The sequence below is a fragment of the Candidatus Babeliales bacterium genome, assembly GCA_019749895.1.
Classification (GTDB): Bacteria; Babelota; Babeliae; order Babelales; family RVW-14; genus AaIE-18.
In genome coordinates, this window is sequence record JAIEPG010000008.1 from 181,340 (window position 1) to 206,987 (window position 25,648).

Here is a 25,648-nt window from a genome sequence, read left to right on the forward strand (position 1 = left end):
CTAAAAAGGGGCGGTACTTGTTGGTACCGCCCCTTTTTTAATGCTTAGTTACTGTTCACTGGCAAGCCTATGCCCACGTAAAAGTTCTTTCATATCAGCAATATTAAAATCAAGAACTTCCATGTAATACATCAACGCACGATATTTTTTAACGGGCATAGCCGCGCGCGACCCACCCTTAATTTCCCAAATATAATCTCGAAGCTTTACCCGCTCAAAAAGCAAGCTTTGCAACAAACCAGAGACATACTCAACATCCAATTTTTTTGGACTCATATAATCAAAACGAGCCACAAAATCACGCTTAACCGCAGAACAATGATCAATCAATCTGATGAGCTCACCAAAATCAAAAGTACTAACTTTGCCGCCAACCAATGGATCAACCCCTTCGGTAAGTTCACGAATACGCATTTTTTCAAGATGATATGGCAGGGGCGTGCGAACAGATTCGCCATCTTCCTTGAGTAGGCGATAGCCCGCCCTGACGGCAATTACTGCCGCAAAGCCGGTAAAAACAAGGTATAAGATATATTTTTTAGTTAAATACTTCATGCTTCATATCCTACAAAGGCCCTTTTTGACGAGGTTTATGGTAAATTCTAGGTATGCCCCTCGCATAGACATACCCCTTCAATTTCTAATTGTAAATCATTTCAACAAGAAAAGCAACAATTCAATTTGTAAAAAACGTTGGTTTTAAGGCACTTTTTAAGCATTTCAAACTAATTTTACAGCCAGCCTTTTTAAAAGGTTGACCCAGAGCTGTTATTGACAGAGCACCCTAACCTTGAGTACATTGTAGGCACTATGAACATTTTTAGCTTAATTTTAGGTATTTTTTTTACCCTCATTAGTGCGGCAACCTTGTCGTACATATCAATCGCCACCATGGTTGGCCCGTGGATGGCGCCTACCCTGGTTTTGGTGGGTAGAATACTCTTTAAACTGCGTCCCGGCTCTCTAAGTCCAGACAAGGTTAAACAAGAACTGATTTTTACTCAAGCCGTAGGTGCAGTTGGTGGTACCATTGCCACAGGGATTGGCTTTACCCTGCCTATGCTTTATTTTTTGGATGAGCACATTTTAAACGCGTGGCTTGCAAGCCCACTGCAGTTTTGCCTGTTCATTGCCCTGTGCTGCTTGGCAGCCGGCAGCTTTGGCATTATGTTAGGCCGTTTTTTTATAAAGCCCATGATCACCCAAGAAAAACTTTCATTTCCTGTCAGCCAGCTTACCTGCAGCGTGGTAGATTCAGACAGCAACGCAAGCCAAGCAAAAAGCCTTGGTTGGGGCGTTGCCGGCACCACCCTGCTTTGTATAGCCCGAGATGGTATCTTTGCGCTCAAGGGATTTATACCCAAAACTATAGAATTCTTTCCGTCAGTTTTTGGCAATGTCTTTGCCTTGTCAGTTTGGCCAACCTTGTGGTCAATTGGTTTTACGGCCGGCCTTGGCGTAGCTGTGCCGCTTTTGGTAGGCATTATTTCACGCTACTACGTTTTGCATCCACTCAACAACCATGCCAACTATTTTTCAGTAAATCTATTTACGCCCTTTGAGTTTATAACCTTTACTACCGCTTTCTGTTCCGGCCTGGTCTTGACTGACTTTTTTGCCGGCCTGGCCAAAAACCCCGCAATCATTGTAAACCGCTTTAAGCTTTACGCTTCAAATATTGCTCACGTTGCAAGCCTGGCATTTACCAGCCTTAAAAAAGCTCTTGGCTTAGTAAGCCGCCAACCAAACATAGCCAATGACCCGGTTTTTAAAAAAATCAATTTGTTCCAGCTCGAAACGGTAGCAGCTCTGACCGGCTCGGTAGCACTCTTATGGTACCTAGACTTTAGTGTGCTCTCACAAGCAGTTTTTTTACTTTCAACAGTTATTGCAACGTACGAGATTTGTTTTATTGGCGGGGAGATTGGGCTGATTCAATTTGGTCGTTTTGCAACATTTGTTTTAATTCCCATGCTCCTGCTGTTCAAACCAAACCCAATCCAAATTACGGTCATTTGTATGTTCTTTTCAATTTGCGCGGCAACGGCTTCAGATTATCTGTTTGACTATAAATCGGGACAACTTGCTGGCAGCAACCAGCGCCGGCTCCATGGCGCACAATGGTTAGGCCTACTGGTCACGGCACTTTCAGTTGGCGCCATTTTATATCTATTGTTTACCAAGCTGGGCATTGGCTCACAAGATCTCTTTGCTCACCGCGGCAGAACCAAAGCACTACTCATTCAAACACTCAACTTTAATCCGTATGTTGTAGGCATGGGCTTTTTGTACGGGCTTTTCTTGAGACAAATCCGCGTCAACCCAACCATGACGTTGGGCGGCATAATTATGCCAAACCATATTTCTTTCGGGCTTATTCTTGGCGGCCTGTGTACCAAATTTGTTAAAAATAAACAACGCTATATGCCATTTTGCGCTGGCGTTTTTGCATGCGAATCATTGTGGATTCTTATTTCTTTGATTCTTAAAATGTTCTAAGAACCGTTATGTATTCAAACAAAATTGGAGTAGCAAACGATCTGCAAAAAGAGATCGCTGGCTACCCGCCCCTTAACGACTTTCAGCGCAACCAGCTCAAAGAATATTTCAGAATCAGCCTTACCTACACCAGCAACGCTCTTGAAGGCAATTCATTGACCGAAACAGAAACAAAAATTATTTTGGAAGATGGTATTACCATTGGCGGTAAAACACTGCGCGAGCATTATGAAGCGGTAGGACACGCACAAGCATACGACCACTTGCTAACGTTGGTAAACCAGCACGGTTTTAGCGAAGAAAACATTACCACCTTGCATAAGCTTTTTTTTGAAAAAATCGACAGCTCACAAGCCGGCGTCTACCGCTTTGTTCCTGTTTTGGTTACCGGCTCAGATTTTGAATTTCCCGCACCCCAAAAAATTGCCTCGCTTGTGCACAATTTGGTAAATCAGCAAGAAACATTGAAACTCAAACATCCAATTGAATATGCTGCAATAGTGCACAACCAGTTGGTTACCATCCATCCTTTTGTTGATGGCAACGGACGCACCGCTCGCCTGCTTGCCAATCTTTTGTTGGTACAAGCCGGCTACCCAATAACCATTATTCCTCCAGTTGTTCGGGCTGATTATTTAACGAGCGTTAAAGCCGGCAACAGAGACAACCAAGAGCCTATGATTAATTTTCTTTCCTGCATGGTTTGGGAAAGCGCCAAAGATTATCTCAGAATGCTGCGAACGCTCAATCAAAAATAACCAATTTTGAAATTTCCTTGTATTCGGAAATTCCCTTTCTCTATAATTAAACAATGTAGAATGTCTTTTATGAATTTATTTTTTCCGGGTGGGACCGGGGGGAGAAGGGGATTTTATGAAGAAGATAAAAGTTATTGTCGCGTCTGCACTTTTGGTAGGCGCAACATGTGCGCATGTTTATTCTGCAGCAGGCTCAGCTCTTGTGCCACAACCAGACAGCGCAGGAAAAGGGGTTGTTATTTTTGTTCACGATCCATCAGTAGAAACAGGTGATGGCGAAGTAGACTCTCTAGCAGTTTTGCATCAACTACGCATACAAGAACGTCAAAATCCTAATTTAGTTGTTCATGAAGTAGCACAAGGAAAACATGACACTTCTTTGGCAAGTGTTCAAGGATTGTGTGAAGAATACGCAAAAAATGGCGCAAAAAACATTAAAATTGTTCATCATGAAGATCATGATGATACTGACTTTAACCACCAATACAGACAAGTAACACCAAGCGCTCGCAGTCGCGCTATCGATATGGGAAAAATACAATCAGCAGGAACCCAAGCATTAGCAGACAACCCAAATGCCAAATCTGATATGGTCCAAGGACTCAATAGCATTGCCACAATTGTAAAAAACCAACATGCTACCATGGAAGCACTACCAAAAGATCAACGCCCAGGTTGGGGAAAACGTTTTGGCGCGTGCTTTTGTGCCGCCGCCGGAGATGACCAAGTTCAGACGGCAGTAGTAGATGCTGCCAAGATAGCTATTCAAATTGCCATGGCCGTTGCTTAAAGGAGATTTTTATGAAAAAGCTTTTACTTTTTAGTCTTATTGCTTTTTCAGCTGCAAGCAGCCTGTGCGCTAAAAATGCAATAGTACTCACGCACGGCGCTTTTGCCGCCTCAAATACCTGGATGCTGCCCGGTTCAACGTTTTATAGCAATGTTGAACAGGCAACAAACGGTAATGCAGATATCTATCCCTACTACTGGGAACAACCATTTGGTGGATTGTTTGATATAGAAAAAATCAATGCGGCAAAAGAACTTGCAACATTGGTTATCATGCTCAAAGCAAGTGGCTATGATAAAATTTCTATCATTGCCCACAGCTACGGCGGACACGTTGCTGCAATTGCAAGCCAACTATTGAACGAATCAAAAACGTCTATTGAAACAACAGAATGCAAGCGAGAAATCGACTCTCGAGATATAACAGACGCATTCAACAAATTTAACAACAACATAAAAAACTTTAGGCAAGCATTTTATATTGCACACCAACAAATAGAACAAACAGCAAGCTTATTAAAAAGCTTGCACCTGTTACCAACAGCCACACGCGAACCAGAGCTTGAAACAGAGCCAGTTGAACAACCAGCACCAGAAATTACTCAAGAGCTCGCTACGCCAACAATCCAAGCAATCACACAAACAGAAACACTCGAGCAAGAAGTGCCAGGCATAGAAGAAGTAGCAATCGCACAAGAGTTACAAATTCTTGAAGCAGCAGTAGCACCCGTTGAACCAGAAGCACCAACAACACAAGAAACTATAAGCACCGTTAACGAAGAGATACAAAGTATCGAGCAAGAACTTGCAGAAGCACTCCCTGCCCAACAAGCATCAATTGAAGAAGAAATTTCTCTGGTCCAAACTCAAATAGCGCAAGAAGTAGTTCAAGAAACAGCACCAACAGAAACTCAAGTAATTGAAGAAGTTCAAATCCCAGAAACAAACGAGATAGCAAACCAAGATGCAGCAACAACTGAAATTATTAACATCATCACAGAAATACAAACTACCTCAGATATTCACGACAACCAACCAGCCACTCATGATTATTATATCGATATTGTTTACACACTGGTAACACCAACTGAAGAAATAGAGTTTCCTATGGACATGGACACCGTACATTACGTTATTAATGGCTGGTCAGCTGGCGACCCCCTGCAAGAACTGCTCGGCGGGCAAAAAATAGACATAAACCCAAACCGCGCCGTTAACCTTGAATTTTTAATTCCAGAAAATGAGCAAGACAACGACTGGTGGCTTACCTTGCTTATGGACTTTATGAACTGGCTCTTGGGATACCAAACTACAAGCCCAAACCATATGGAAATGCGCAGCAGCATTATTGGCCGCTGGCTACCGCAAATCCCTTTTGAATTACAAGCACTAGGGATTAATGGCTTTGAGAACTTTACGTTCGAAAAAGATGGCATTCTAACCTTTGATCAAGACCCAGAAAAACCACCTTTTTACGCAATAAACTAATAAACCAGCACTTTTATCAAAAAAGCCCAAATTTGAGGGGGAGGCTAAAAAACCTCCCCTTTTTTATTGTTTAGCAAGTTTTTGACAAAAGAAAGCTCTGTACTGAAAATACTTTTCAATCTAATGTCCATTAGTCCGGAAAGCCTTACAACCAAACCTCATAAAAAACCTGTTTTTAAAGCATAAAGCGGCTCTTTTGGACAAAAAAACCGCATATATACCCCGTTTGACTATTTGAAAGCTTTTGGTAGAATTATAAGACATCCAAGTTACAAAGATTAGGACATTTGTATCTAATAGCAATTAAATTTAGGGACTTTAGTATTACAATTGTAGGGGGAACTATCATGTTATCTACAAGACTACGCGTTAAAGAACTACTTAGAGAACGTCGTTGGACGACCAAAGTTCTTGCTGAAAAAACAGGAATGTCAGAAAGTTATCTGACCCACATTAAAAATGGAACACGTCGTTGGAACGAAGACGCGCTTAAAAAGCTGGCTGCAGCATTTGAGTTGCTTCCAACGGATCTTTTTGATTATAAAAAAGATCGTACCAATGAAGTAAATGCCGATGTACAACTGCCAAGCAGCGCAGAAAAAATCGATCTGAATATTCAAATTGTTCCTGTTGTTGGGCAAATACCTGCACAACCATCAGCGTACAACAATCAAATTACGCAACACGCTACCGGTTATAATGACCAATTTGTACCGGTTTTGGGCAATAACGATGATTCAATGTTTTGTCTTCATATCAAAGACAACAGCCTTGCACCACGTTTTTCAAAGGGCGATTTCTTAGTGATTTCACCAGGCCAATGGACCAATTCAGGCGACTTAGTAGCGGTTGAATATGGCGACGAAAACCCAGTTCGTGAAATTGCACAAGTTAATTACATGGAAGAATTTGTGGTTTTTGAATCAGTCAACCATAAAAAAGCTCCTATTGCCCTTGTTCGCGGTAAAGACTCCTTCCGTATTATCGGCAAGGTAATTTATCGCTATCAAGCGCTGTAAAATATCTTTTGGGCCTTGAAGAAAGGCCTTTCTTTTGTTAGAATATACTTTCTATTGAAATTCTTGGGTACCGTTAGCAATGCGCGTTATGCATTGCTATCTCCCCCATGTTGAACGTTTTATTGTTTAACCAACCACTTTTCGGGAGAACCTTTATTATGATGATTCGTTACGAAACACTCATGCTCGCGCCAACTGAGATTACCGATGACGAACTTTCAACCATTGAAAGTAACATTGAAAAAATCGTGACTAAGTCCGCTGGTCAATTGACCAACTTTGACAAATGGGGCAAGTTTCAGCTTGCTTATCCAATCAAGAGCCATAGCTATGGCGTTTATGTTTTGGCACGCTATGAAGCTCCAAAAGCTCATATTTTCCAAACCATTACTGACATCAAAAATCTCTTGCAAATCAAGTACAGCGAAACGGTCATCAGACACGTAAGCGTACGTCTCGATGCTGACGCGCCAACAGAATACCATCGTCCAGATTCACTCGATGCTGCAAAAACTGGCAACCTCGATTCTTTCCTCAAAGAAAACAAAATCGAAAACTTGCTGGACAGCGTAGAAGCAAACAGCGATGAATTCGGCGCCGACGACTTTAATGTCGATATGAGACCATCAAAGTAAGTAACCAGATTTAAGGAATTTCATTATGTCAAAAAGATTTAGTCTTCGTATTAGCTCACGTCTTGTTAAAAAAAAGTCACGTAAGCAATCATATTCCACCTCAAAACATTGCCGTTTCTGCTCAAAACCAGAGCAAGAACGTTTGCTCGATTTTAAGAACACCGGACTCTTGAGAGTATTTTTGACTGAACGTCACAAAATTCTCCCTTCACGTGTTTCTGGCAACTGTTTCTTCCATCAACGCAAGCTTTCAAGCTCAATTAAAACTGCTCGTAGCATGGCGTTGTTACCGTTCTGTGCAATTCACCACATTTAACAAATGAAAATGGATATCCATGAATACTCAGCAAACTCGTACCGATATTAGAAATATTGCTATCATAGCCCACGTGGATCATGGTAAAACTACCTTGGTCGACCAAATGCTTACTCAGTCTGGCACAGCTGTTGAACATGCTGAGCGCGTCATGGACTCCGGTGATATTGAGCGTGAGCGTGGGATTACCATTCTTGCTAAAAACACTTCTATCCAACTTCCAAACTGCAAAATCAACATTGTTGATACACCAGGTCACATGGATTTTGGTGGTGAAGTAGAACGAACATTACAAATGGTCGAGGGCTTTTTGCTGCTCGTTGATGCTGCAGAAGGTCCTCTTCCAGGTACTCGTTTTGTATTGCAAAAGGCGCTACAACTTAATTTAAAGCCCATTGTTGTTATTAACAAAATCGATCGTAAAGATGCCGACATCGAAAGAACAGAAGCACTTATTCACGATCTGTTTTTAGATTTGGTAACACATGAAGACCAATTGATATTCCCAATTATCTACGGATCATCCCGTAACGGCTTCATGTCAACCACGCCAAATGTAACAAGCGGCACCATGCAACCGTTGTTCGATGCAATCATCGAAAACATTCCGGCACCAGTAGCAAAAGCAGAAACACTACAATTACTCATTACCAACTTGGACCATTCAGATTATATGGGCAGAATTGGTATTGGCCGTATTTTCAGTGGCAACCTTGCACTTGGACAACAAATTGTTATCTGCAAAGGCGACAAAGTTAGCACGCCAATGAAAGTAACAAAAATTTATCTGTTCGAAGGCTTGGTACGTAAAGAAACAGAAAGCGCTCGCTTTGGCGATATTGTTGCGGTTACCGGTTTTGCAGAAGAAATTACCATCGGTTCAACACTGTGCGATGTAACCAACCCTGCACCATTGCCATATGTTGATATCGATGAACCTACGCTTTCTATTTACATTTCGGTTAACGACTCACCATTTGCGGGCAGAGAAGGCTCATTGCTTACTTCTCGCCAAATTTGGGATCGTTTAGAAAAAGAAATTAAAACCAACCTTGCGTTGCGTATTGAACAAACTTCAAGCGGCGATACCTTCAAGGTTTCTGGCCGTGGTCAGTTGCATCTTGGTATTTTGATTGAAGAAATGCGTCGCGAAGGTTTTGAACTGCAAGTTTCAGCACCAGAAGTTATTTATAAGACTATCGATGGTGCACGTCATGAACCGTTTGAGTTGTTGACGTTAGACATTGAAGAAGATCATCAAGGCGTACTCATGGAAAACCTTGGTAAACGTAAAGGACTCTTGGAAAACATGACCCATTACGGCACCAACAAAGTTAAACTTGAGTTCAAAATTCCTGCTAGAACCTTGATTGGTTTCCGTAGTGAATTTGTTACCGACACACGCGGTACCGGTCTTATGAGCCATCGTTTCCACAGCTACGGGCCTTATGCTGGCGATCTTGATCGTCGCTCAAAAGGCGCCATGGTTTCTATGGAAGCTGGTAAAATTACCGCCTACGCGCTCGACGGCTTACAACCACGCGGTATCTTGTTTGTTAAACCTACACAAGAATGCTATGAAGGCATGATTGTTGGTGAACACAGCCGCGATAACGATCTTGAAGTTAACCCAACCAAAGGTAAAAAGCTTACCAACATGCGTGCTTCAGGTACTGATGACGCGGTTAAGCTTGCTCCACCAAAGGTTGTAACGCTTGAAACAGCGTTGGACTGGATTAACGACGATGAGCTTATTGAAGTAACACCGCAATCAATTCGCTTGAGAAAGCGTTATTTGAAGGCTGGTGAGCGTAAGCGCAAGTAAGCCTATCCCATTATCTGATAATTAAGCTAAAGGCCCATAAATTTAATGTTTATGGGCCTTTTTCATGTTTTCCTGGTATTTATTTGCCAATTTGACAATATTTCTTAAATTTATTAAACTTTAAGAAATGGATAAGAATGGCCCCATTTTGGGCTTTTGAGAGATTATTTCATTGCGAGGTTATATTCCGGAGGTTATCATTATGAAGAATTTTAAAAAATATTTAGTTTTTGTACTTGCTGTCAGTTTAAGCTTTCAGCAAGGCATGTACGGAGCAGCCTCTTCGAGTGGAGCAAGCTCTTCACGTCAAGCTCCATCCAGCGCGGCAGCTTCTTCAAGCGAGGCGTGGCCAGCTTCTTCAAGCCAGCAAACGGAACCAATTGTTGAATTCCACGACAGTGGCCTGCCAACTCGCGTGGCTGACTATTTGGCAGAAACACGTTTTTTTCAATGGCTGGGAAATTATATTACTCGATTGGCCCAAGAAGCATTTGATGCTCGAAAAGAAAATACTAAAAAAGGGCTTCAACAGAACTGGAAAGACAAGAAAATTAAAAAAGCTTTTTCATCAATAGATCCAAAACTCGACACCCAAGACCCAAAAGAATTAGCCAAATACGCCCATGATTGTTTTGAACAAAACAAAAACTCCTTAGGACGTACCGCATTATTCTGGGCAGCAACTAGTATGGGAGCCGCGGCAGCGTCGCCAATGGAGCCGATAAAATATCTTTCTTTGACGATGATTATTTTTGCCACTGCCCATATTTTTTACTCTTTTTTCAAATACTACAAAGAAAAAACTACTACGACTAACAACATCAAGGCACAACTCATAACATTGGAAGATTCAGAATTATCTCAATTAATTACCAAAGTTATAGAAAATAAAAAATCACACCGCAACCTCAAGGATCTCAAGGATGCCATAATCAAATCAATAGTATCCGCATTTCCTGCTGACAAAATACCCGACTTTGGTGAACCCGGGAAATTCATAACCTTTGAAGGACGTAGCAATCTTGAAGAACCACTCGCCCCGTGGCAAAATTTTTTACTGTGCGCAATGCAACTTTTTGCACAAGTTGTACCAAATACCACCAGCTACCCATCGCAAGAGGAGTACGGAATGGAACTGCACGAACAACTTGTTGAACTTGCCAAAGATGACCGCTTAGAAAGATTTGATGTTTGCCACGAAAGACCTAACGACCTGAGACAATGTTGCACAATTCACGACAACACGCGTATTGAATGCTGTTTAATTGACACAAGAAGCGGATTAGAAATTTGCAAAACAATCTATCTTGTTGGACATCCATCAAAAATTCACAGATTTGAATATGAAAAGCCAACACCTGCACTGCCACCTTTTGACCCCGCAGATTTAGAACATTCTAGCCTTGTTATTGATTATCCACTATTCAATCATTTTGCAGAAAAATTAACAACAAACACCTCGATAACGCCTGGGCTTATAATAACAACCAGCTACGGGCTTAATGGTGTGGAAGGATCGTCAGCAGCATACTTTCCACAGTTTAAAATGGTGATGTTCACTCAAGAAATGTTCTTAAACAATCTAGAAAGCACTTTGATACCCAATGTCCTGGCTCACGAACTTGGACACCATCAACAACATGGCAATAACCCTGTCTTAATGCGAGCTACAAACATTGTATCTCTTTCTTTTAGTAAAAGAATTGATCTTGTTCTTCGTAACAAAGACTATTTTTTATCGCAAGGCATAACAACGACTGTCAGTTCTATTATTTTTCCATACCACATAAGCGAAAAAAGCGTTAGGGCATTTAATATAGAATTTAATGCAGATATCCATTCTTACTTGTTAACAGAGAATGCGGCTTTGATAGATTTTTTTCTCCTCAAAGCCCATCCGTTACAATTTCTTGTTCTCTACGCAAAAAGCCTAAAACTCGGTATCATTGACAACACCGACCACTGCTCACTGCCACATTCTTTAACAGAACACCCAGACGAACTTACCTGCCGCATACCACTGTTGGCAGAGCTGCATGAAAAATATCCAGTACTTGTTAAAGAACTTGAAGAACAAATGGAGCGTGCTCGTGCTGCACAAGCCGCAAGCGCAAGCCCTGCAAGCTCAAGTTCGAGCAACTAACGACAAAATGAGAGGTTAAAATATGAAACTTTTTAAGCAATCAATCGCACTTTCACTTTTCCTGTGCCTGAGCGCAGGACATGCAAATGTTTACGCGGCTGCCAGCAGCTCAAGCCACGCAGCTTCTTCTGAGGCATCATCGTCCAGCGCCGCTGCTTCAAGCAGGGATAATTCAAGCGACTCCGCTTCACCTTCCGAGCACAACACCTGGCCAAAGCATCTTGCCGACTACCTGGCTGAAACGCGTTTTTTTACCTGGCTTGGCAAAATCACGCTTGAAGCACATGAAGCACAAAAAATCAACGCAATAAAAAGGCAGCTCATAAAAGAAGGTAAGCCTGTAGACAAAGAAAGCCTTGAGAAAGAGCTTCGCGAATGTGAAAAAGCTCTTCCTGAATTTCACCCAACTTCATCTGAATATTATCCAACTTCCTCGGCAACACTGGCACCTAAAACGTTCGGTCAGTGGGCTCTTGTCATCATGTGCATCACTGCACCATTTTTGCCACAAAATAACGGCCCCTTTGATGATCATGACAATGCAATACCAGAACTTTCTGAAGCCGGCAAAGAACTAGCAGCCCTAGCACAAAGTGGTCGAATACACAGGTTTGACGTCTGCCACGAACAAAGCTGCGACTTAAAACAATGCTGTACCGTTCATCATAATGCTCTCATCACCTGCTGCTTGATTGATGAAAAAAGTGATATAGAGGTGTGCAGCAACATTACGTTGCGTGGTTATCCATCAGACATTCATATTTTTGACATGAAAGGGGTAACAAACACAACTCCTACGGAGCTGCCAGCTTACGAAGAATATCAAAAAGATTACTACAGAATTAGTAACAATGAGCTTTTCAATAATTTGACAAAAACGTTAACAACAGAGGCTCCTGTTACGCTTGAACTTTTACTTAAGACAGGATGGAACTACATCGGTTCACATTATAGCCAAAATAACGGCAACGCCGTTAAAATTGATCATCGCGCCTTTAGAACCAAAGGACAGCAACTCATGCTACCAAGTTTAATGGCTCACGAGCTGGGACACCATCACCAAGCAACCAACAACCCGTCTTTCAAGAAACGCCTCTATGAATTGCCCTCAGCCATTGATGTTTTATTTGGAAAAGGAAGCCCCTCCAATGTCCAAACAATTCGATTATTTAACGATGAATTTAATGCAGATATTTATTCGTATTTGATGACAGAAGAAATTGAAAACCACGCTTTACTTGGGATGGCACATGAAAATGCTATACCATGGAACTTCTTCTTTTCCACCACTGGAGTCCTTAATTTTGACACATGTGATATGACTCGGTTCTTTTTTGATGTGCAATTTACTGACCACCCAGATCTCTCAACCTGCCGTTTGCCCCTACTTGTTGAGCTTCATGAAAAATATCCTGTTCTTGTAAAAGAACTGAAAGAAAAAATGGCAGCAGCTTTCACTGAGCAAAAAGCAAGCGCAAGCTCTGGGGCCGCAAGCTCAAGTTCGAGCAACTGATGAAAAAATGAGAGGTTAGGTTATGAAACTTTTTAAGCAATCAATCGCATTTTCACTTTTCCTGTGCTTAAGCGCAGGACATGAAAACGTTTATGCGGCTGCTTCGTCAGTGCCTGTTGAGCCTGCAATCGAATATCACGATAGCGGCCTGCCAACTCGCTTGGCCGACTATTTGGCTGAAACTTCTTTTTTCAAATGGCTGGGAAATAAAATCACCACGTATGCTCTTGAAGCTCATGAAGCACAACAATCAAATACAATAAAACATCGACAAGCTCTCGTAAAAAAGAAGTACGCAAAACACTACTTTGAGACAGGAAAACCTGTAGACGTTGAAAGCCTTGAGAAAGAGCTTGGCGAATGCAAAACAACTCTTCCTGAATACCATCCAACTTCATCTGAATATTATCCAACTTCATCGGCAACACTAGCACCTAAAACGTTCGGTCAATGGGCACTTGTCATCATGTGCATCACAGCCCCGTTTTTGCCGCAAATTACAATAACCGAGCAACTCCAAGCCGCAGGTCCTTTAACCCTTGAAGAAACTCTTACTTCTCTTGCTAAACATCGTATTGAAAAATTTGACGTCTGTCTTGAAAGACTATCAGGCCAACAATGTTGCACCGTTCATGACAACACACACATTGAATGTTGTTTCATAATGCAGGCAGGCAACCAAGAAATATGTGAATCTATACATCTCAGGGGCTACCCAACCAAGACCCACACCATGGAAGAACTTTATGGTCAATCCGGCCTTTTTGATATTATACATTCTCGTTCCGCCTACGATGCTGTCCGTAACGGCACCCACCCTATTCACCGTTCTCTTAAAAAGATTATCACCAAATACACGACAAAATCCCCCATATCCCCAACACTTTACCTTGCCCGCCCCCCTGCAGAATATGAAGCATATTACTACAACACCTCTGCAAGCCTGTATGCAACCGACCCGAACACGGTACACGTCAGCTGGTACTATTACTTATGCTCCCCTACCGAATTAAGTCACCTTTTGGCACATGAGGTCGGACACCATCAACAATTCGGCAATAATTATGATTTATTCTACCGTATCCCAAAAGCACTATCAGAGGCCAATGTTATCATCTCTTCAGAACTAGTAAGACGATTCAATCGAGAAGACAATGCAGACATTCTTGGATACCTTGTCATGGATGGCTCAACCCCAGGCGTAGGATTGCTAGCTGCCCATTTTAAATATGAAGCAACCATCTATCCATATTCAGACGCTCGTTGCAAACCAACTACCTCCCTAACCAAACATCCCAGCCTGTACTGCCGACTTTCGGTTTTGGCGGAATTAGACGAACATTATCATCCTCTCGTAAAATCACTCGAAGAAAAAGCCCGTGCAGCACAAGCAACAAGCGCAAACCCTGCAAACTCAAGTTCGAGCAACTAACGACAAAATGAAAGGTTATGATATGAAGCTTTTTAAACAATCAATAGTATTTTCACTCTTCCTGTGCTTAAGCGCAGGACACGCAAACGTTTATGCTGCAGCCTCGTCAGTGCTTGTTGAGCCAGCGATTAAATATCACGACAGCGGCTTACCTACCCGCTTAGCCGACTACCTAGCTGAAACACCTTTTTTCAAATGGCTTGGCAATAAAATCACCACGTATGCTCTTGAAGCACATGAAGCTCGAAAAGAAAATGCCAAAAAATATCGACGAGCTCTCGTAAGAAAGCAGTATGCAAAACAATATATTAAAACAGGAAAACCTGGAGACATTGAAAGCTTTAGGAAAGAGCTTGGCGAATGTGAAAAAGCTCTTCCTGAATACCATCCAACTTCATCTGAATATTATCCAACTTCCTCGGCAACACTAGCACCTAAAACGTTTGGTCAGTGGGCTCTTGTCATCATGTGCATCACCGCACCTTTTTTGCCACAAAATAACTGCCCTTTTGACGATCAAAAAGATGAAATACCAGAACTTTCTGAAGCCGGCAAAGAAATTGCGGGACTGGCACGATATGGCCGGAAACACAGGTTTGACGTCTGCCATGAAAGACCTGGCGATCTACGGCAATGCTGTACTATCCACGACAATACACGTATTGAATGTTGTTTAATAAGCAGCAAAGATGCCATTGAAATTTGCCAGGACCTTCGCCTTCGCGGTTATCCCAAAAAAATCCACGTTCTTGATATTGAAGGCCTAGAAGATTTTTCACCGATAACACCACCTTATGATAAAGATGAGAAAGAAGCTAATGGTTATCATGGCGAATTTTACTTCACCGAATATCGACTGTTTCAAGATATGCTCAGCGCGCTGACCACAACAGAAACTGCTGAGCTTAGTCTAATAAGATCTGGATGTGATGAAGCGGCTTATTACCCTGGAAAAGTGGTCGAATTAAGTAGAGATTACTTTGAAAAAAAAGCTGGCTTTCTTATGCTCCCACTCACTATGGCTCATGAACTTGGACATCATCAGCAACGGACCAACAATCAACCACTTGCTGAATATTTTTTAAAAATGAGAACAACATCCACAAAATTTACCAGTCACGACCTCAGAGCATTTAATAATGAATTTAACGCAGATCTTCATTCCTATTTACTGGTTGAGCCAAACAAAATAAGCAGGAACCTTCTTTTATTTTACGATGCGCGATTTTATCCTGAATTTCTCGACAAGAAGGGCTATCTGATGATTGGTCTGGCCCAATGCCCCGACGTATCAGAATCATTTTTGCTTCACCCAGACAGCATAACCTGCCGTATGGCTCTTTTCGCAGAGCTGCACGAAAAGTATCCTTTTCTCGTACAAGAACTCAAAGAAAAAATGGCAGCAGCTCTCTCTAAGCAAGAAGCAAGCGCAAGCTCTGGAGCCGCAAGCTCAAGTTCGAGCAACTGATGAAAAAATGAGAGGTTAGGTTATGAAACTTTTTAAGCAATCAATCGCATTTTCACTTTTCCTGTGCCTTGCCGCAGGACACGCAAACGTTTATGCTGCTGCTTCAAGTAGCTGCTCGTCAAGTAGCTCATCCAGCAGCTCTTATTCCGGTGTCGCCTCGTCCGTCCCTGTCGAGCCAGCAATCGAATATCACGATAGCGGCTTGCCTACACGCTTGGCCGACTATTTGGCTGAAACACCTTTTTTCAAATGGCTTGGCAATAAAATCACCACGTATGCTCTTGAAGCTCATGAAGCACGACAATCAAATACAATAAAAAATCGACAAGCTCTCGTAAAAAAGAAGTACGCAAAACACTACTTTGAGACAGGAAAACCTGTAGACATTGAAAGCTTTAAGAAAGAGCTCAGCGAATGTGAAAAAGCTCTTCCTGAATACCATCCAACTTCATCTGAATATTATCCAACTTCCTCGGCAACACTAGCACCTAAAACGTTTGGTCAGTGGGCTCTTGTCATCATGTGCATCACCGCACCTTTTTTGCCACAAAATAACTGCCCTTTTGACGATCAAAAAGATGAAATACCAGAACTTTCTGAAGCCGGCAAAGAAATTGCGGGACTGGCACGATATGGCCGGAAACACAGGTTTGACGTCTGCCACCAAAGACCTGGCGATCTACAGCAATGTTGTACTATCCACGACAACACACGCATTGAGTGTTGTTTAATTGACAAAATAAGTGAATTAGAAATCTGCGAATCAATAAATCTTAGAGGCTATCCTTCAAAAACTCGCTCATTCAAAACTGACGCTTTGCTAGATGAATCCCCCATAACAAAAAATTACCATACCTACGATTATGAGGTTCCTTTAAATGGTTATAGCGTCCTCTACGAAGTTATAAGCTATCCATTCCTCCAGCAACTTCACCAAATGATCACAACCAAGACCCCCCTCACGGTGGCAGATCCTCTCGTAGGTTTCGTTTTTGAGTACCAAGCAACCCCTAACAGATCTTTTATAAGAATGGACATAACTTTTTTTACTCACAGAGGCAGCCTTCTTTGCGTACCTTTCGCCATTGCTCATGAGCTTGGTCACCACCAGCAATACAGTAATAATCCTGACCTCTTAGGGTTTATAAAGACAAACACCATACCTCCTCATGATTATAAAACTTTACGAGCATTCAATATTGAGTTTAACGCAGATATCCATGCTTATTTATTACTTGAAAGCATCGAAAATAACCCCCTATTGCTCTTGTTAGATAAAAACATGAGAAAAGATCCCATATCTTATTTTTTCAATGCTCATGTTCCCATTGTCCATAACCAAGATTCTTGCTCTCTACACGGTTCTTTGACAGAACATCCCGATATCCTCACCTGTCGTTTGCCCTTACTTGCTGAGCTGCATGAAAAATATCCGGTTCTTCTTAAAGAACTTGAAGAAAAAATGGAACGTGCTCGTGCAGAACAAAGCGACAGCCAATAAAAAACTAATCTAAGATTTAAATAAAAAGAGCCCACAGCGTTAAACGTTGTGGGCTCTTTTTATTTACTCAAACAATTTCTTATACTGCCCATAACCTTCTCGTTCTAAATCTTCGACCGGAATAAACCTAAGCGCTGCCGAGTTTAGGCAATAGCGCAAGCCTGTTGGCGCTGGACCATCGTTAAAAACATGCCCAAGGTGAGAATCGCCATGCTTACTGCGCACTTCAGTCCTACCACCAAACCAACGGCTCAACCAACCACTTTCTTGCTTAGTAACAATATTTTCAGACTCTAGTGGCTTTACAAAACTTGGCCAGCCAGTGCCGGAATCGTATTTGTCATGCGAACTAAACAGCGGCTCACCTGAAACTCGGTCAACATAAATGCCGGCACGCTTATTATTGAAATATTCGTTTTTAAAAGGCGTTTCAGTTGAACACATTTGCGTAACATTATACTGTTCAGATGACAGCTTTTTGCGCAGTTCTTCGTCAGATGGCTTTTGATATTTGTTGTTTTCTGGCTCTTTGTTTTTTGTTTCAGCCGGCTTACTATCCTGCGACCATACCTTTTTCAAAAATTGATCACGGCCCGAAGCTGCACGATACGCTTTGTAATGTTCTGGGTTTTTTTCATAATAATTTTGATGATATTTTTCTGCCACAAAAAACTGCGTAGCTTCTTTTATTTCAGTAGCAATTGGTTTCTCAAACCGACCAGATTCTTGCAGGGCTTTTTTTGACGCCTGAGCCAGCTTCTTTTGCTCATCAGAATGATAAAAAATAACGGTGTGATAATGCGGGCCACGGTCGCCAAATTGACCACCAGAATCAGTTGGATCTATCTGTTGCCAGTAGGTATCAAGCAACTGTTGATACGAAATTTCTGTTGGATCAAAAGTAATTTGCACCACCTCAACGTAGCCTTTTTGGGCATAATCTTCGTAGGTTGGGTTGTCGCCGGTACCGTCCATGTATCCAGCAACAATAGCAAGATTCCCTAGTTTTTTAAATGGTGGCACCATGCACCAAAAGCAGCCACCGGCAAAAGTGGCAGTTTCAGTATTTTTATTTTCGGCATGTAGCGGCATTATGTCTCCTAGCAACAAAAGCGTTGTTAAAAAAAAAGTAAGCATCGCACAACCCTCCCAATTAATGGTAATAATAACACTGTTACCAAGATAGTCTTGAGAAGAGAGAAAAAATCAAGAATTTGCCCAAAAACATTTTTGCTGTTAGCTTATTAACAAATAAGAGTTATTGAACATGGAGATTGGGCATGGCGCCAGCAACCGAGACCTATCAAGAAAAATTACTTGAGATTATAAACAAACATATTCCGGGATGCTCGGTATATCTTTTCGGCTCTCGAGCACGCAATACCCATCGAGAAGGTGCCGATATCGATTTGGCAATCGATTGTGAAAAAAAGATCGATATTTCTATGTTATTTAAAATAGCATCAGACATTGAAGATTCAAACGTTCCTGTTTTTGTTGATCTCGTAGATCTGCAAGACGCCTCTCCAGATCTAAAAAATGAAATTATGAACGATAGAATTTTATGGCAAAAATAGCAGTAAAATACAAAAATCTTTGCAACGCTCTTACAACGTTAGAAACAGCAATCGATATTTTGGCAAAAATCAAAGAAACTGCCACACAAAAATACGACCCAGAAATGGCCCACAATATTGAACTGGGATTGCGTGATTCTACCATTCAACGCTTTGAGTACACAATCGAAAGTCTTTGGAAGTATTTAAAAGATTATAGTGAATACAAATTCGCTAGCATTCCTGATATCTATGCACCCAAACCGGTAATTCGTTCAAGCTGCCAAATAAATCTTATTTCTGAAAAAGAAGCCAATCTTCTCATGGAAATGGTTGATTACCGCAACAATACTTCCCATCTTTACAAAGAAGAAGTTGCCGAAATTCTCAGCGGCAAAATTGTGCACTACTATCCAGTTCTTGAACGGATCGTTAAGCGTACAAAACCGTAAAAACCTACCGCTTCTTGCTTAACAACGTAAGCAACAGCACGTTGCTTATCAAGCCAACACCAAGCGACACGGCAGCCCCAACAAGCCATGAATGGCTTTGCACCATCAACCCAGCAATTAAAAATGCCAGAGCCGTTGAAACAATGGTTGGGAAGGTAAGCTCAAACTGCGCACGCACCACATCAAGATGATACGCGCCCGCGCTTGACGACGACATGAGCATGGTGTCAGAAATCGGGGAAATGTGGTTGCCCACGACAGCGCCAGAAATAATAGCGCCAATCAGCGGATACAAAATTGGCAACGCAGCGACATCAACCGGCCCGGAAGCGGCCAAAAGATTGGTCATCATGGGAATAGCAATTGGCACCAAAATACCAATGCTGCCCCACGCAGAGCCCATGGTTGAGGCGGTTAACGCAGCAGTAATAAAAAACATCACGGGCAAGAAACTCACTTTGATATGCCCAATAAGCACATGTGCCAAGTATTGGCCGGTAGCCAAATCGTTGGTCATCAAGTTGCTCAACGTCCAAATTAAAATCAATACAAAAACGGTTGGGCCCATCAGCTTAATGCCGTCAACAAATAAGCCCGGCAACTCACTCAAATAAAACTTACCACGAGCAAGGTAAAGCACCAAGCTGGTAGCCAGTGCCACCACCGCGCCCACAAACAACGCTGGCGCAATTTGCGTGTGCTGCAGAGCCTGCAGTAACGAGTTGCTACCGCGCATTCCTACATAATTACCAAAATACAAAATGCCCACAAATACCGAAACAAACAGCACGCCAATTGGCAAGACAAAGTCGAGCACTGAACTTTTTTTCATTGATTCATGATCAAGGTTTCGGGTACGACGCGTAACCGGCATTTTGCCGCCAAACAAGTTGCCACTTTCAAGCGCAATCTTTTCATGCGCACGGACCAAGCCAAACGACTTGCGACAGCTGACCAGAAAGACAACAGACGCAACCAAAATAAATGAGTAAAAAATAAACGGAATCACGTGCGCATAAATAAAAAATGGATCGCCCAACACCAGCACACCAGCACCGGTTGCAGGTGCCACGCCAGACTGGCGCAACTGCATAGTAATTTGCGCTACCCAGCTAGAAACCGGCACAATCACCACCAACGGCACAGCCATTGAGTTAACCAGCACGGCCAGCTTAACGCGCGGAATTTTAAAGCGGTCGGTAATGGCCTGCATCACCGACCCAACCGTTAAACAGCTAAAATAGTCATCAACAAAGAAAAAGAGCGAAAGCAGCAGTGAAGAGCCTTCAGCATGCTTGGGGTCTTTTAACCGCTTACTCACAAAGTCAGCGTAGGCATAAGCCCCGCCTGAAGCGTTAATAACCACAATTAAGATGCCCAAAATTAATAAAAACAGGCAAATAAACAAATACCAGGTTGACCAAAACGATTGCCAGGAGGTAATGGTCCCCAGCTCGGTCCGCTGCCACACACGTACAAACAATTGTGGCACCGCTTTAGTTATGGAAAAATCATTTAAAAGTAACAAGGCCGTAAAAATACCACTCAACAAAGAAAGTATCACACGACGGGTTGTTGCTGCCAAAAAGACCACCATAACCGGCGGAAGTAAAACAAGCCACGAATTTTGCACGAGTATTCCTTTTTTTAATTAATCATCAGCTAAAACACCACAAGAGTCTTCGATACAACCATTTTCAACAAGCTTCTTGGTCAAACAAGCAAGCACAGAAGAAAATGCATAGACAGCAGCACCATGCTTACCAGAAAGCACATCAAGAACGTTCCCCAAAGCATCTTCACAATCTTGGTACGAACAATCAGGGTGCGGCCAGCGACTGTCAGCCGTAATGTCCATCATAAAACTTTCGATAAAAGACCTAACCTGCCCCGCATAAACTCTAGCACTTGGGTATTTTTTTACAAGAGCATCAAGTACTCTATCAAGCTCTACAGGAAAAAGGGTGATCGCGTTTTTTACAATTAGCCAACTTTTATGTTCAGAAACAGCATCAAAAATGTCTGCATAGTACCTGCTCTCAAGCTGTCCCTGGCTACGCCAGTGATTTATAAAGAAGCCTTGAATGATTTTAACGATATTAGCCTCATCCTGATCTTTTGAAGTCTTTTCATTCCTAAGCCCAACATAACGACACGATGTATCAAAAAGAGCCTGTTGAGCCTCATTCAATGCACGAACGCCTAAAACCTTTTCAATAAATGTTTTAAGTAGTTTTTCTATCCAAGCCTTGCTTCGCTCGCGTCTAAGCCGCATCGCACCAACACAAAAATGTGTTTCAATTTCATTATTCAGAAAAAGAAGATTTTCTTCATTAAAAATCTCGCTTGCAAACCTGCCATCAAGAAGACAACCCCCCTCTATGCCACTCAAAAAACCAGCAACCATCTTTCTATCAATTTTTGCTTCCACACAAGAGAAATGAACCACTCCCACGCATGCTGCAAAAAACATATACTTAATCATCTTCATTACTCTCTCCTTTTAAAAGTAAAAAATACTAGTAATCTGAATCATCGTCACTTACATAACTATAACATTCGTTATCATCAGGCAAGCTTCCTGTTGAGCTGCTTGCAACAGAACCAAAACTTTTTAAATTCCAATGCCGCACCAAAAAAGTACTGATAATGCGAACCGCCAATTCTTCAATCGCTTTTGTTTTAAGCCGCTGATTATGTTGAACACGGTCAGGTGATTTCTTAGAACTTTTTTTAGACGTTTTTTTAGATATTTTCTTGCTTCTTTTTGGGGATGACTTCGCTTCATCAGCAACGCGCTTATCTATTTTTGCGTGGCACGCTTTAACAATGTCGTTAAACATCTCTTTTTGCGCAGCGCTCAACTCACGAACGCCAAGTACCACGCAAATACAATACTCTGCAGCTTCGCTTATTCTTTCATTATCAAGCGCACGCATCCTGCGCATTTCACCATCTTTTGCAAGCAGCTCATTCAAAGAAGTTAATCGCTCACGCGTAAAAACTTCTTGCGCAAACTTGTCACGCCCACCCAGCGGCAAACCACCAACAGCTTGCGAGCAATATGACAAAGCACGCTCAAGCGTAAGCGTTGCAAAAAGTGCGGGCGAAACGTGAGTAAAAATCAAAGCAAAAACTATGGCGCGAAGTATCAACATCGAACTATCCTTTGAAAAAAAATAATACTTTAAACAAACAGACCATTATTTTATCAGAAAGCTTCTATTTCTTGTAAATATTTTGTATACCTTTATCCACAAACAAAAGAATTATAGTGAGGATCTTGTGGCAATAGCAATAAAAAAATTGGTCGTTGATTGTATCAATCAAGAGCACCGCTGGAAGATAACGCTTTTTCAAGAATGGGAGCGCATTATTGGCCCCATGAAAGAAAACGTTAGTCTTGAATGCGTAACCAACGACTGCATTTATCTTGGCGTTACCCACCCCGCGTGGGCCCAAGAACTTATGATGCTTGCGCCCATGCTCAAGCGAAAGATAAACACCGTCTTGCAACAAGAGCGGGTTAAAGAAATTCGTTTTCGTATTTTGAAGAGCAAAAAACCTATCCCAACAAAAAAATCCGATCAGGAGACTGACTCCTTGCAAGAACTCGATCCAAAGCGCTACGCTTTGAATAACGATGAGCATGCGCATCTTGAAAAAGTTGAAGATACTGAGCTGCGCGCATCGCTACAAAAATTTCTTGTTCATTGCAAAAAAACAAAAAGGAGTTAGGTATGATAGGCTTTAAGAATGCCATTCAAATCATTCGAGACGCCAACTTGATAATTAAAAAAGTATGTATTCGTTCTTACATTGGCTATTTTTTTGTGCCCGTTCGCCCTGAGCCTGTCGAAGGGTCGGGCACTGAGTGGCAAATAACAATACCCCGCTTCGCCCTATCCTTCGACAAGCTCAGGACGAACGGGCTATGCGGGCTCTTCAAAATTACAAAGATAATGTGCCTACTGCTCGTACAATGCACAACCACTCATGCAAGCATTGAATTAACGCACGACACGTCAAGCACCAAGGCAGACCAGTACACACAATTTTTGGCAGCAAATTACCAGTACGGCAAAGGCAATGCGCAGCGCGCACTACAAAGCTTTCGCTCAATTTTAGCAAAGAAACATTCGCCGTTTGTGTACGATCCATTTATTCAACTGCTAGCCGACACTAGCCAGTTTGATGTGATTAAGCAGCTGTATGAAAAGAAAGGAAAAGAGTTTAAAGAACTTTTTAAAAACCAGCATGAGCACGCCTTAATTTTGGCACAAACCTACGCCTTTACCGGCCAAGAAGATAAAGCAGAAGAGCTCTTTCAAGAACTACTCAAAAAATTTCCCGACAACCCACAAATTGCTTACTTTACCGCGATGTCGTACATTAAAAAAAATAATACAACCAAAGCACTGGCTTTTCTTGAGAAGTGCATAAAAAACCAAGCACTCGCACCAAAACACTTTCTCTTTCTTTTTTTGCAATCAAAAATTTATTTGGATCAAAAAAAATATCCCGATGCACTCAGAACTATTGAAGCCAGCATAAAAATGTTCCCACAATTTGACCGCGGCTGGCTGGTAAAAGCTATGCTGATGGAACAGCTTGGCAACACCAAAGAAGCAATCAAGGGCTATAAACACTTTCTCGATTTAACAGGTGGCGACGAACAAGTAGAAAAACAGCTGGTTCAACTACTTTTTACTGAAGAAAAATTTGACGAAGCAGCTGAGTACATGAGCCGCATGAAAGATAACAGTCCAAAATACTTTTTTGATCTGGCGCTCTTACATTTTAGAGCAAAAAAATATGACCGTGCCGTAACCGCCATCAACCAAGCGCTCACTCAAGAAGAAGGCTTTAAACAAGCGCAGCTGCTCAAAGTAGAAATTTTACTGGCCGACCAACGACCACATGACGCTGTTTCATTTATGGCAGGCTTGGTTGCCAAAGACCCAATGAGCCAAGTTACCTTGCATACATTCTTGTTATTGCGCAAAACAAATGTACCTACCTCCCTGCTGGTTGATGCACTACAAGACCTGGTGCGCATGCACACCGACAACCTGCGCTTAAATGCAGCACTGGCTGATTTGCACCTTGAAGCTGAACAACATGAACAAGCACTACAAGCCTACGAACGTGTTTACAAACTCGCACAACACAATCAATTTAAATCGCAAGTGCTCTTTCAAATTGGCCATGTTCATTTTATAAACAAAAACGCTACCAAAGCACGCGAAAGACTTTTACAGGCAATTAACCACGAACCGGTTTATCCTTCAGCCTACAACCTTTTAGCATACATTTATGCAGAACAAAATGAGAAGCTTGAGCAAGCGTTAAAATTTGCCAACAAAGCGCTGGCAAAAACACCAGACCGGCACGACTATTTAGATACCAAAGGTTATGTGTTGTTAAAACTTGGCAAAAACCAAGAAGCCATGGGAGTATTTAAACGAGCGCTTGAGTTGGCACCAAACGACAGTATTATTGAACAACATTTAAAACAAGCAAAGTATGACATCAAATAAAAAAACACTCTGTGTTGTTGGCGGGGGCTCGGGTGGCCACGTTATTCCCTGTTTAGTTCTGGGCAAGCGCTGGCTTGAGCAATGCCCGCAGGGCTCTGTTGTTTTGTTGACCAACGTCACGCAACAGCGCCAATGGTTTAACGACGCACTCAGCGAAATGCCGCACCAAAACTTTTCAACCATTTCATTATCGCTGGGCAAACGCTCGGGCTCTGGCATGACCCAGCTTTTTAAAATTCCAATGTTAGTTGGGCAGTTATGCGCTAGTTTTATTAAAAGCTTTATGTTTTTATACAAACTCAAACCAGAAAAAGTTATCTCAACCGGCGGCCTCGTTTCGCTGCCCGTTTGTTTGGCCGCCTGGCTGCAATGCCGACCAATCGAACTTTACGAGCTGAACGCCGAACCTGGCTTGGCGGTAAAATTTTTAGCGCCCTTTGCAACCACCATCGCCCTGCCTTTTGCCAGCGCACACCCCAGCCTGCCGGCAAAAAAGTGCCAGATGCACAGCTATCCACTGCGCTACACGCCAGCAGACCGCGATGACAGTTTATTTGATAAAAATATGTTGCTACAAAATCTTGGCTTTGATGCGCACCGCAAAACGTTATTAATTTTGGGCGGCTCGCAAGGCTCAGTTTCGCTCAACAAAACACTTAAAGATTTTTTTATGGGTACAGACGGTGCAAAAAACAGTCTGCAAGTTATTCATCA

Annotated in this window: 23 protein-coding genes; 18 read left to right on the forward strand and 5 right to left on the reverse strand. The window is 42.1% G+C overall.

Annotated elements, in window-relative coordinates:
• Nucleotides 1-48: 48 nt before the first annotated feature.
• Nucleotides 49-555, reverse strand: a complete 507-nt coding sequence (locus tag K2W90_06290; GenBank protein ID MBY0353945.1) for a hypothetical protein — start codon at nucleotides 553-555, stop codon at nucleotides 49-51.
• A gap of 255 nt (nucleotides 556-810) precedes the next feature.
• Between K2W90_06290 and K2W90_06295 the strand changes: the two genes are divergently transcribed.
• The 13 genes from K2W90_06295 to K2W90_06355 all read left to right on the forward strand — a co-directional run bounded on the left by K2W90_06295 (nucleotide 811) and on the right by K2W90_06355 (nucleotide 17,386).
• Complete coding sequence (locus K2W90_06295; GenBank protein ID MBY0353946.1) at nucleotides 811-2,499, forward strand: OPT/YSL family transporter; 1,689 nt, start codon at nucleotides 811-813, stop codon at nucleotides 2,497-2,499.
• A gap of 8 nt (nucleotides 2,500-2,507) precedes the next feature.
• Nucleotides 2,508-3,257, forward strand: a complete 750-nt coding sequence (locus K2W90_06300; GenBank protein ID MBY0353947.1) for a Fic family protein — start codon at nucleotides 2,508-2,510, stop codon at nucleotides 3,255-3,257.
• 115 nt (nucleotides 3,258-3,372) lie between these two features.
• Nucleotides 3,373-4,047: a hypothetical protein gene (locus tag K2W90_06305; protein MBY0353948.1), complete on the forward strand. Its 675-nt coding sequence runs from the start codon at nucleotides 3,373-3,375 to the stop codon at nucleotides 4,045-4,047.
• 11 nt (nucleotides 4,048-4,058) lie between these two features.
• On the forward strand, nucleotides 4,059-5,534 hold the full coding sequence (locus K2W90_06310; GenBank protein MBY0353949.1) for a hypothetical protein: 1,476 nt from the start codon (nucleotides 4,059-4,061) through the stop codon (nucleotides 5,532-5,534).
• A 347-nt stretch (nucleotides 5,535-5,881) separates the two neighbouring features.
• Nucleotides 5,882-6,553 (forward strand): XRE family transcriptional regulator, encoded by a 672-nt coding sequence (locus tag K2W90_06315; GenBank protein MBY0353950.1) that lies wholly within the window; start codon nucleotides 5,882-5,884, stop codon nucleotides 6,551-6,553.
• A 158-nt stretch (nucleotides 6,554-6,711) separates the two neighbouring features.
• Complete coding sequence (gene rpsF / locus K2W90_06320; protein MBY0353951.1) at nucleotides 6,712-7,188, forward strand: 30S ribosomal protein S6; 477 nt, start codon at nucleotides 6,712-6,714, stop codon at nucleotides 7,186-7,188.
• A 25-nt stretch (nucleotides 7,189-7,213) separates the two neighbouring features.
• Nucleotides 7,214-7,504, forward strand: coding sequence for a 30S ribosomal protein S18 (gene rpsR, locus K2W90_06325; protein ID MBY0353952.1), 291 nt, complete (start codon nucleotides 7,214-7,216; stop codon nucleotides 7,502-7,504).
• Between the two features lie 19 nt (nucleotides 7,505-7,523).
• Nucleotides 7,524-9,329, forward strand: a complete 1,806-nt coding sequence (gene typA / locus K2W90_06330) for a translational GTPase TypA (GenBank protein MBY0353953.1) — start codon at nucleotides 7,524-7,526, stop codon at nucleotides 9,327-9,329.
• A gap of 202 nt (nucleotides 9,330-9,531) precedes the next feature.
• Complete coding sequence (locus K2W90_06335) at nucleotides 9,532-11,472, forward strand: M48 family metalloprotease (protein ID MBY0353954.1); 1,941 nt, start codon at nucleotides 9,532-9,534, stop codon at nucleotides 11,470-11,472.
• 22 nt (nucleotides 11,473-11,494) lie between these two features.
• Complete coding sequence (locus K2W90_06340; GenBank protein ID MBY0353955.1) at nucleotides 11,495-12,985, forward strand: hypothetical protein; 1,491 nt, start codon at nucleotides 11,495-11,497, stop codon at nucleotides 12,983-12,985.
• A gap of 22 nt (nucleotides 12,986-13,007) precedes the next feature.
• Nucleotides 13,008-14,417 carry a hypothetical protein gene (locus K2W90_06345; protein ID MBY0353956.1) on the forward strand — a complete coding sequence of 470 codons (1,410 nt, stop codon included), beginning with the start codon at nucleotides 13,008-13,010 and terminating at the stop codon, nucleotides 14,415-14,417.
• Complete coding sequence (locus K2W90_06350; GenBank protein ID MBY0353957.1) at nucleotides 14,365-15,885, forward strand: hypothetical protein; 1,521 nt, start codon at nucleotides 14,365-14,367, stop codon at nucleotides 15,883-15,885. Before K2W90_06345 ends, K2W90_06350 begins: the two co-directional genes overlap by 53 nt.
• A 22-nt stretch (nucleotides 15,886-15,907) precedes the next feature.
• Nucleotides 15,908-17,386: a hypothetical protein gene (locus tag K2W90_06355; protein ID MBY0353958.1), complete on the forward strand. Its 1,479-nt coding sequence runs from the start codon at nucleotides 15,908-15,910 to the stop codon at nucleotides 17,384-17,386.
• A 63-nt stretch (nucleotides 17,387-17,449) separates the two neighbouring features.
• On the opposite strand, the gene msrB is transcribed toward K2W90_06355, so the two are convergent.
• Nucleotides 17,450-18,523: a peptide-methionine (R)-S-oxide reductase MsrB gene (gene msrB / locus K2W90_06360; GenBank protein MBY0353959.1), complete on the reverse strand. Its 1,074-nt coding sequence runs from the start codon at nucleotides 18,521-18,523 to the stop codon at nucleotides 17,450-17,452.
• A gap of 143 nt (nucleotides 18,524-18,666) precedes the next feature.
• Between msrB and K2W90_06365 the strand changes: the two genes are divergently transcribed.
• Together K2W90_06365 and K2W90_06370 are read left to right on the forward strand one after the other, a co-directional pair.
• Nucleotides 18,667-18,963, forward strand: coding sequence for a nucleotidyltransferase domain-containing protein (locus K2W90_06365; protein ID MBY0353960.1), 297 nt, complete (start codon nucleotides 18,667-18,669; stop codon nucleotides 18,961-18,963).
• Complete coding sequence (locus K2W90_06370; GenBank protein MBY0353961.1) at nucleotides 18,951-19,394, forward strand: nucleotidyltransferase substrate binding protein; 444 nt, start codon at nucleotides 18,951-18,953, stop codon at nucleotides 19,392-19,394. Before K2W90_06365 ends, K2W90_06370 begins: the two co-directional genes overlap by 13 nt.
• A 4-nt stretch (nucleotides 19,395-19,398) precedes the next feature.
• Here the strand turns inward: K2W90_06370 and K2W90_06375 are convergent, their stop codons facing one another.
• From K2W90_06375 to K2W90_06385, 3 genes are read right to left on the reverse strand one after another with little or no spacing between them, the layout of a single operon-like run.
• Nucleotides 19,399-21,027: a hypothetical protein gene (locus K2W90_06375; GenBank protein ID MBY0353962.1), complete on the reverse strand. Its 1,629-nt coding sequence runs from the start codon at nucleotides 21,025-21,027 to the stop codon at nucleotides 19,399-19,401.
• An 18-nt stretch (nucleotides 21,028-21,045) separates the two neighbouring features.
• Nucleotides 21,046-21,885 carry a hypothetical protein gene (locus tag K2W90_06380; protein MBY0353963.1) on the reverse strand — a complete coding sequence of 280 codons (840 nt, stop codon included), beginning with the start codon at nucleotides 21,883-21,885 and terminating at the stop codon, nucleotides 21,046-21,048.
• 28 nt (nucleotides 21,886-21,913) lie between these two features.
• Nucleotides 21,914-22,552, reverse strand: a complete 639-nt coding sequence (locus tag K2W90_06385; protein MBY0353964.1) for a hypothetical protein — start codon at nucleotides 22,550-22,552, stop codon at nucleotides 21,914-21,916.
• Nucleotides 22,553-22,679: 127 nt separating this feature from the next.
• Between K2W90_06385 and K2W90_06390 the strand changes: the two genes are divergently transcribed.
• From K2W90_06390 to K2W90_06400, 3 genes are all read left to right on the forward strand, one after another.
• A complete protein-coding gene (locus K2W90_06390; GenBank protein ID MBY0353965.1) occupies nucleotides 22,680-23,132 on the forward strand; it encodes a DUF721 domain-containing protein in 453 nt (150 codons plus the stop codon).
• A gap of 2 nt (nucleotides 23,133-23,134) precedes the next feature.
• Nucleotides 23,135-24,934, forward strand: coding sequence for a tetratricopeptide repeat protein (locus K2W90_06395; protein ID MBY0353966.1), 1,800 nt, complete (start codon nucleotides 23,135-23,137; stop codon nucleotides 24,932-24,934).
• The coding region (locus K2W90_06400) for a UDP-N-acetylglucosamine--N-acetylmuramyl-(pentapeptide) pyrophosphoryl-undecaprenol N-acetylglucosamine transferase (GenBank protein ID MBY0353967.1) at nucleotides 24,921-25,648 on the forward strand (728 nt) is incomplete at its 3' end. The genes K2W90_06395 and K2W90_06400, both read left to right, overlap by 14 nt.